We start from the raw sequence: 9,153 nt of genomic DNA, 5'->3' as shown, positions 1-9,153 counted from the left end.
TCGTGCGATAATCAGCTCAACTTGTGCGGGAACAGCATCCAAACGTGCGGGATTGACTCAAACTCGTGCGGGGGAGCACTCCCCCCGTGCAAGTCCCAGTCGGCTACAAATAGATCAGGAGGGCCTATAAAAAGCTGCCTTCCGCAATCACCATTCAATAAGGAACGAAATACGCCACGTGCCAAAAGGCCGCGTGGCGCAATATTTTTGATTAACTCCTTTCCAAACGTGCAACCCGATCATCGAGAGGCGGGTGGGATGAAAAAAGCGATACCATTTTGCTTTTCCCACTGATCTTCATCGTTTGGAGGGCTGCATCGTCGGTTCGGTCATTCACTCGAGCCCTTCCAACATGATTTTTCAATGAACGGAGCGCATGGGCCATTTTATCACGTCCGGCCAAATCGGCACCGCCACGGTCGGCATGATATTCACGATATCTTGAAAACGCACTAACTACAATGCTGCCGAATATCGAGAAAAGAATCTGAAAAATAATGATTGAAGCAAAATGCACGACTGTCTGCAGTTCTGAACGCACAAGGCGTGATACAAGAATCGCTGCAATCCGGGATAAAAACACGACAAATGTGTTGATAATCCCCTGCAGCAGTGTCATGGTCACCATATCACCATTTGCCACGTGCGCGATCTCATGAGCAATAACACCTTCAACCGCTTCATCATCCATTTCATTCAATAACCCCTGTGAAACGGCAACGAGTGACCGTTTTTTGGTCGGGCCTGTCGCAAACGCGTTTACTTCACGGGATTGATAGATACCAACTTCCGGCATATGCATCAGGCCTGCAGCGCGGGACAGCCTGTGGACTTTTTCAACGACGGCGCGTTCCTGTGCGGACAATTGGCCATTTGGATCCAGCACTTTCACCCGCATCATTTTTTTGGCGATGATGCGCGATGTGGCCAGCGAGAGGAATGAGCCAATGAAGCCTACCAGCAGACTGAATATCATTAAAGACTCATAGTTGATGCCGGCCAATCCATCAGCACCGTTGGTAAATGAGCCGCTGATTCCAGTGAATGTAACAATGATTGACCAGACGATAACGATGGTGGTTAATACGAGAATGTTTGTCAGTAAATAAAGAAATAGGCGTTTGGCCATTTGGTTCCTCCTCAAATTTAATCTACATTGCTATTATAGCATTATTGAAAACTACTGACATTATTGTTTTTCAAATGCCAGACCAGGAAAAAACTTGCTTATCCTGTTATCATAGTAAGATATATTATTTTCTGGAAACCGGGGGAAGAGATTCATGGTTCGAATTTATATGCTTCTATTATTGGTCATGCTGATGTGGGGTCTGAATGTTTCAGCGATCAAAGTGCTTGTCGATGCAATTAACCCAATGCTGTTAACCGGATTTCGGGTGATGACGGCAGGGGTCGCCGTATTGGTGATTTGCTTTGTCATGGGGATATTCCGGCTGCCGCACAAAAATGAGTGGCTGATTATTTCTTACATAGCAATTTTTAATGTGATCTTGCATCATTCATTTGTAGCGATTGGTCTGGATTTAACGAGTGGCATCAATGGATCGCTGATTCTCGGGATGAACCCGCTTATCACTGCGATGATGGCTTATCTGATTTTACGTCAACGTATGACGTGGCTGCGCGGTTTTGGGTTTGTATTAGGCTTTATCGGCGTGGTTGTAACGACAATGATGGGGACAGGTGAATTGTCAGGCGTTTCACTTGGAGACTTTATTGTATTTTTAGGGGTTGCTGTGCAGGGCTTCAGCTTTGTCCTGATCAGTAAACTGAACCCCGCATTTGACCCTAGGCTGGCAACAGGGTACATGCTGGTAATCGGCGCGGCTGTTATCTTTCTCACGAGTCAGGTGCTTGGAGCAGGTCTTCAGGAGATAACCAATCTGATTGACTGGCAGCTTGGTTTGGCTTTTCTGTTTAGTGCTGTATTGGCCACAGCATTTGGGCATATGACGTACAATTATGCAATTAAAAAGGTAGGCCCCGCCGAAACAGCTATTTTTCTCAATCTGAATACACTGTTTGCAGTCCTTGGATCGTCGATATTCTTAAATGAAACAATCACGCTAAATCATATGGTCGGATTTGTTCTTATATTATGCGGTGTATTCCTTGGAACCGGCACTTTGGAATATATCATGTTGAAGCGGCGGGAAAGGACACGTTTTTGAATTGGGTAGGGACACGGGGTCAGGCCTCGTGTCCCACTTCAATTGTCCGTGTTGTGCCATGTTTTCCCGTCCATATTGTTTTGAGCAACATCCTGAATTGGCGGGAGGGGCCAACTATTAGTCAATTTTTCATTATGGCCTGGGCAGGGACACGGGGTCGGGCCTCGTGTCCCACTTCATGGCCTGGGTATTGCTCCAATCCATTATCGATCACATCATTCAAAATAGCAGGATTGTTGGTTTCCCTATGAACGTTTTTAGCATGTTTCTTATATCGTTCATCACTTCGCATGATCAGACTCGCCTTCTCACTCCATATTTGCCGATAGCTTCCGCTGTAATTATTCTTTTTATGCAGCGGGACACAGGGTCTGACCCTTTGTCCCACCAACCCCTTTGTCCCAAAAAATAAAGCAGGATTTTTAGTTTTTATGTAGAATATTTTAATCTAGGCATGAAGCTGAGCCTCGTTGTATCCATTTTTAGTACAATCCCTCCAAATCAAGCACAGGCTTGAGGACACTTTTCTTATTTCTCATTCTTTAAGATCCAAAAATCATATATTTTCTCAAACAGGACGAAGGACAATGGGAAAGACGTTTTGTCCCCTGAAAGGAGTTGAATCTATGGCCAGAAAACCGAGGAAAAAGAGTATGAATGGGATATACCATATTATGCTGCGAGGCGTTAACCAGCAGATAATTTTTGAAGATCGGGAGGATAGGGTTAGGCTGCTGAGAACTATCAGTAAATGTAAAAAGGTGAGCAAGTTTGAGCTATATGCTTATTGCTTAATGAACAATCATGTGCATTTATTGATCAAAGAAACAGAGGAGAGCATCTCAAAGGTGGTTCAGCGGATCAGTACTGGTTATGTGCTCTGGTATAACAATAAGTATGAGCGCAGCGGGCATTTGTTTCAGGATCGTTTCAGAAGTGAAACAGTCGAGTATACTCCTGGTTTCATGCGGGTACTGCGATATATACACCAAAATCCCGCTAAGGCTGGAATGGTACGCGATGTAAGCGAGTATCAATGGACAAGTTTCCACGAATATATAAGATACCCCTCACTTGTTGACACCGAATTCGGTCTTCAATTGTTTTCTTCTGACAGTCAAGAAGCTCTCCAATTGTTTATCGACTATATGCAGACACCGAACAATGATGAATTTTTGGATAACCATCCTAAAATAAAGACAGCTGATCAAGATGTCATTCGCTTTCTTGAGGAAAAGGGTATTCCATCTAGGAGTAAAATGCAGCAAATGGCGAAAGGGGAAAGGGATGCACTTATTCTTGAATTGAAAAAATTAGAAGGTGTTACAATTAGGCAGCTTGCTAGAGTGACAGGCATTTCTAAAAGCGTTATTGATAGGATTCGTTAGTGGGACACGGGGTCTGACCCCGTGTCCCACTTCACATCGTTTTCAATAGCAGTTTTTTCAGAAGCGGCGCAAAATGATCAGGCAGGTCAGCAACGGTTGGAATCATGATGCGTTCGCGGCCGTAAATATTGCGCATCAGTTCGTCTTCCTGTTCACTGATCTCCCCTTCAGCGAGAAACATGCCGATCACGTCAATATCTTTTTTACGCGTTTCGGAAACGGCCAGGTTCGTGTCAATGATGCCATTTTCCGTGTAATTGGATGCGGCTGGTTCGCCGTCTGAAAATACAAGCAGGAAGCGGTTTTTTTCATTGCGGGCTTCCAGTTTTTCAGCGGCGACACGGATACTGTAGCCGTCACGGTTGTCTTCCTGGGCTTCCAGCTGCATGATGTTCGCACCATGATTCTGATAAAGTGAATCATGGAACGAATGGATGACATGAAAATAATTGGGCTGGTATTCATTATTTACGCCCGTTGCTTCTTCCCAGAAACCGATAATGGCATGCGGGATTTTTAAATCTTTCAGCACTTCATGGAACAGGACAATCCCTTTTTTGGTCTCCTCCATCTTGTTCTGCATCGAGGCGGAACAGTCTACCAGCAATGTGAAGGCGGCATCCATTTCCTTCGATTCGTCATCTTTTTTGTAAAAAAGACGCGGGTATTCTTCAGTCACAGCCGAGATTAATTTTTTCGACAGCCGGCCGGTGGTTAGGTTGTCGCGCGGTGTCTGGCGTTTATGTTCCAGCATTTTCTCAATGGTTTTTGAAAGCCTGCGTTGGTACGGGGCGATTTCCTCAGCATATTGGCGATACCGTTCCTCATCTGCTTCAGTCGGCATTTTGGCGTGTTTAATCACTTTAACGGCGTACTGGTTTTCTCGTCCATAGGCACCGCCAGCTGATTCGCGATCCTGACCATTCTGCCGTTTGTCCATGGCCGCCATGTCGGAATAATCATTCTGCTCACTTTTCCCTGAGGCCCCCTGAATGGACGCCATTGCTTGATCGCCTTCTTCCGTTTTACGTACGCCTTCACCCATCAGACTTGTCCGGGTTCCTTGATCCAATTCGAATTGCATGAAATTCTGACTGCGATCGGCATTTTCATTTTCGCTGTGCCAGGTGGAAAACGCCTGATCGAATGTTTCACTGTTTTCTTCATTGACGTCCTCTTCCAGGCTGTCGTTGGCAAGTGGATCGGTTCGTGTCAGTTCATCAAATGCATTGTTTTCCGTATAGTCGGAGAGATTGGCGATTGGAAAAATTAAATAATCATGTGTCATGTCGGCATAATCGTTTTCCAGCCTGAGGACGATTTGTTCGGCAATTCTGGCCACATCGCGTGTTGATCTGGCTTCAAACAGCTGAAAAAGAATCGGCTTCAGCACATCCAGCTGCCTCACTTGTCGTTCATTTGCTGCCGGGAAGGAAGGGTCGGGTGTATTGGCTTGGATCATTAAATATATTAGACAGTACAACTCATCGAGGAAGAAGCTTCTTGTCACGTTTGCCTCCAGCTGCTGGGTGAAATACTCGCTTAAATAATCGCGGCGAACAGCGAATAAACCTGTTGTTCCGGGTCGTTTGTTTTTGACAATTTCCTCGAGTCGGATATTTTCAAACAGCGTGAATAATTGAATGGCAAATTTTGGAAGTCCCGATTCGGACACATCATCCATAAAATGTTGCATAACCGGAATGTCAGAATGATGGAGTGTTCCAATCGTTCGCAGCAGGATGTCTGTTTTTAACCCGGCTTTTCTTGCTTTGGCATTGCCGAGGCCCCAATTGGCGCTTGCTGTTAATTTAAAGTTTTCTTTATCAATCGCTGACCCATAGGCATAATCAAATTTTAAGTCAGGAATTCCTGACAGGACTGATGCCAAACCCTGCAGCTGCAGGTAAAGCCGGGTATCGATATTGGTTTCACGAAAATGGTACATGCTGATTCTCCTCATCAAAAATCTACTTTGCTGGGAATGTGGGTCAGGTGGGACACGGGGTCTGACCCTTTGTCCCGCCTGATCCCGCGTCCCCCGGTACTAACCAAAGAGTGTCTCAGCCATGGTAAATACGAAATTCTTTTCCCGGTCTTCGTCAAGTTTATCGGCGATGGCACGACGAATAGCCCTTTTCGGCGGAATCATGGCACTCAAGTCACAGGCATCCATCAATGCACGGATTGAAGCGGCATCTTCTGCCAGTTTCCCCTGGTCGACCGCCTGAATCAAATCGCCGGAGAGGCGGACGAACAGGTCAATTGTGTGTTCATCATCCAAACGGCTGGTTTCCTGAATTAGCTTTTTCAATTGCTCACCTTGCAGATATGGGATGTCAATCACGATGAAACGGTTTTTCAGTGCTTCATTGAGCGGGACTGTTCCGACATAGCCTTCATTGATTGCGGCAATCACACCAAAACCGTCTTTGGCCGTGATGATTTCCTCGGTAAACGGGTTGGTGATCGTGCGGCGGTAGTCCAGCACGCCGTTGATGAGCGGCAATGTCTCCGGCTTGGCCATATTGATTTCATCGATGTAAAGAAATGTCCCGTGCTTCATCGCATTCGTGACAGGACCGGGTACAAATTCGATAACTTGCTTGTCGCCCTCGTAGTCCAGCGTTTTGAACCCCATCAGGCTTTCTGCGTCCAAATCCACCGAACAATTCACATTGAACATAGGCTGATTAAACAAATTGGAAAGCGTTTCGGCAAAACGTGTCTTACCTGAACCGGTCGGCCCTTTCAACAGCAAATTTTTTCCCATACTTAAAGCTGTGATGGCATCGTTTAGCAGGTCCTGGTCGGGTGGGACATAGCCCCCTTCCCGGATAAGGTCACGGAATTCATGATTTTGATTGGTATTGCGATTATTCTCGATTAAATCCCTGATTGATTCAGGAAGATGGTTATATTGCGTCATTGCGGTACTCCTTTCAGTAGTTATTGTAACCTTTAGGTTGATAACCTGTCATCTTTCTCGAACGTTACCGAAAATTTAATGCATTTTGCAGGATTGTCAATCGTTCCCGCATGTAACGGACAGTAATCCGCCAAAAAACGGCGGCTAACTGTCCCTAAATGTCCGATTCTGCTCAACTAACATTCAGTGGGAGAAAAACGCCCCCACTGAATGAAGTTTCGCTTTATCCCGCATGTAACGGACAGTAATCCGCCAAAAAACGGCGGCTAACTGTCCCAAAATGTCCGATTCTGCTCAACTAACATTCAGTGGGGGAAAAAACGCCCCCACTGAATGAAGTTTCGCTTTATCCCGCATGTAACGGACAGTAATCCGCCAAAAAACGGCGGCTAACTGTCCCAAAATGTCCGATTCTGCTCAACTAACATTCAGTGGGAGAAAAACGCCCCCACTGAATGAAGTTTTGCTTTATCAACCGGCGAAATTTATCAAAGTATTAAATTTTTGTCACAAAACATCATACTTTTTTACCAATTTATAATTTATTTTTCATTGTAATTGATACTTTTTTACCTAGTACAAGTATTCAAAATTGTATAACATTAATTGTAATTGAATAATAAGTCACAACAAAAATCCAGTAAAGGAGGTATGAAACGAGCAGACGACACTTTATTTAAGGGGGAGGAACATGTTTAAAAGAGTTTCATTCGTTTTACTGGCATTTTTGCTGGCATTTACTCATTTCTTTCATGTGAGTGCTGCAGAAATCACCAGTAAAACCCTTCAGGAGAATACGGAGAAAAAGATTAACACAGAATCGAAAAAATTAAAAGAAACGATAGATCCAGACGAGGAAGTCAGAGTGATTGTCGAATTGAAAGAGGATGCACCGATCAAGAAGGCAACTGAAAAAGGTGTCACGTTTAAAAGCCTGAAACCAACCGAAAAGAAAGAACTGCAAAATCAGGCAAAACAAGCGCAGAAATCCGTGAAAAATGAAATGAATACGGAAAAGATTGAGGCGGACTATCTCGAGGAGTTCTCGACCGTTGTCAATGGGTTCAGTGCTGAAGTCAAACAGGGTGACATCGCGTCTATCGAGAATATTTCCAACGTTGACAAGGTGCATATCGTGAATAAGTATAAACGGCCCGAGGCAAAGCCGGATATGAAATACAGCAAAGAATTGGTCCAGGCACAGCAATCGTGGCGGGATTACGGCTACAAGGGCGAAGGAATGACTGTTGGTGTCATTGATACCGGCATTGATCCGTCTCACCGTGATATGGTGCTTTCAGACGAAACGGAACCGGCCCACACAGAACAGTCGGTGCAGGAAACGATTGAGAATGAGGATTTGCCGGGCGAATTTTATACAGAAAAAGTTCCATATGGCTACAACTATATGGATGAAAATGATGAAATTCTTGATAAAGGGGCCGGAGCTTCGATGCATGGCATGCATGTCGCCGGAACAGTCGGTGCAAATGGTAATGAAGAAAATGGCGGCATCATGGGGGTTGCCCCGGAAGCACAGCTTTTTGCATTAAAGGTTTTCGGCAACGATCCGGAAGTACAGTACACATATGGCGATATTTATGTTAAGGCAATGGACGACTCGATCAAACTCGGTGTCGATGCATTGAACCTGAGTCTTGGTTCACCGGCAGGTTTTGTTGACGCTGACGCGCCTGAGCAGCAAGCGGTGGAGCGCGCTGTTGATAACGGTGTACTGGTTTCAATCTCTGCCGGCAACCCGAATAAATTTGCCGATGGATTTTATTATCCGCTTGTCTCCAATCCTGATTACGGCGTGAATGGCTCACCTGGCGTGGCGGAACATTCGCTGCAAGTGGCCTCATACGAAAACACATATATGGACGTTGATGCGGTGAACTATACGATTGATGGAGCAGAGGAAAGTGCACCATTTCTGTCAGCAGGGAATACACACCCGTCTGATTATGTGAAGACGTCATTTGACGTTGTGGAAGCAGGTCTTGGAGCCCCCGAGGATTTTGAAGGGAAGGATGTACAAGGAAAATACGCTCTCATTCAGCGCGGTGAATTGGCATTTACTGAAAAAGCATTGAATGCTCAAGTTGCTGGAGCTGAAGGCGTGATCATTTATAACAACACGGATGGTATCGTCAACATGGCAACCGATGCCGCCATTGAAATCCCGCAGCTGTTTATGCTGAAAAATGATGGGGACAAGCTTGCTGATGCATTGAAAGACGGAAAAGGTGTCACATTGAATTTCAATGGTGGAACAGCAACCATCAACAATCCGGATGCCGGGAAAATGAGTGCGTTCACATCTTGGGGACTGACGCCGAATCTGGACTTTAAACCGGAAATCACTGCCCCGGGCGGACAAATCTTGTCAACGCTGAATGATGATGAATACGGATTGATGAGTGGTACATCAATGGCTGCCCCACATGTGGCAGGCGGTGGCGCACTTGTCATGCAGCGGGTTGACGATGAGTTTGGACGTGAGAACGCCAATCGCGTTTCCATGGCAAAGCATATCATGATGAATACGAGCAAGTTAGTGGAAATGGATGGCTCATATGTATCACCTCGCCGCCAAGGTGCAGGACAGATGCAGCTTCATGCAGCCATGTCTTCGCCGGCA

At 45.5% G+C, this 9,153-nt stretch carries 6 protein-coding genes; 3 read left to right on the top strand and 3 right to left on the bottom strand.

Annotated features, from left to right (window positions below):
- Positions 1–211: 211 nt before the first annotated feature.
- Positions 212–1,129, bottom strand: coding sequence for a protease HtpX (gene htpX, locus VK080_RS05720; RefSeq protein WP_324223807.1), 918 nt, complete (start codon positions 1,127–1,129; stop codon positions 212–214).
- A gap of 154 nt (positions 1,130–1,283) precedes the next feature.
- Between htpX and VK080_RS05715 the strand changes: the two genes are divergently transcribed.
- Together VK080_RS05715 and VK080_RS05710 are read left to right on the top strand one after the other, a co-directional pair.
- Positions 1,284–2,192 (top strand): DMT family transporter, encoded by a 909-nt coding sequence (locus VK080_RS05715; protein WP_324223806.1) that lies wholly within the window; start codon positions 1,284–1,286, stop codon positions 2,190–2,192.
- Positions 2,193–2,779: 587 nt separating this feature from the next.
- Positions 2,780–3,580, top strand: a complete 801-nt coding sequence (locus tag VK080_RS05710; RefSeq protein WP_324223805.1) for a transposase — start codon at positions 2,780–2,782, stop codon at positions 3,578–3,580.
- 31 nt (positions 3,581–3,611) lie between these two features.
- Here the strand turns inward: VK080_RS05710 and VK080_RS05705 are convergent, their stop codons facing one another.
- Positions 3,612–5,528 (bottom strand): VWA domain-containing protein, encoded by a 1,917-nt coding sequence (locus VK080_RS05705; RefSeq protein ID WP_324223804.1) that lies wholly within the window; start codon positions 5,526–5,528, stop codon positions 3,612–3,614.
- Positions 5,529–5,627: 99 nt separating this feature from the next.
- The gene (locus tag VK080_RS05700; protein ID WP_324223803.1) at positions 5,628–6,509 is read right to left on the bottom strand and encodes a MoxR family ATPase; all 882 of its coding nucleotides are present in this window, start codon (positions 6,507–6,509) and stop codon (positions 5,628–5,630) included.
- A gap of 691 nt (positions 6,510–7,200) precedes the next feature.
- Here VK080_RS05700 and VK080_RS05695 point away from each other — a divergent pair.
- A partial coding sequence (locus tag VK080_RS05695) for a S8 family serine peptidase (protein WP_324223802.1) occupies positions 7,201–9,153 on the top strand: 1,953 nt, incomplete at its 3' end.

The organism is Lentibacillus sp. (assembly GCF_035301925.1).
Classification (GTDB): domain Bacteria; phylum Bacillota; class Bacilli; order Bacillales; family Amphibacillaceae; genus Lentibacillus.
The sequence above is the reverse complement of the archived record's forward strand: the minus strand, read 5'-3'. Positions and strand labels throughout refer to the sequence as shown.

Coding starts and splice junctions, on each gene's coding strand:
- VK080_RS05715 (WP_324223806.1), top strand. CDS start 1,284: ATGGTTCGAATTTATATGCTTCTATTATTGGTCATGCTGATGTGGGGT.
- VK080_RS05710 (WP_324223805.1), top strand. CDS start 2,780: ATGGGAAAGACGTTTTGTCCCCTGAAAGGAGTTGAATCTATGGCCAGA.
- VK080_RS05705 (WP_324223804.1), bottom strand. CDS start 5,528: ATGTACCATTTTCGTGAAACCAATATCGATACCCGGCTTTACCTGCAG.
- htpX (WP_324223807.1), bottom strand. CDS start 1,129: ATGGCCAAACGCCTATTTCTTTATTTACTGACAAACATTCTCGTATTA.
- VK080_RS05700 (WP_324223803.1), bottom strand. CDS start 6,509: ATGACGCAATATAACCATCTTCCTGAATCAATCAGGGATTTAATCGAG.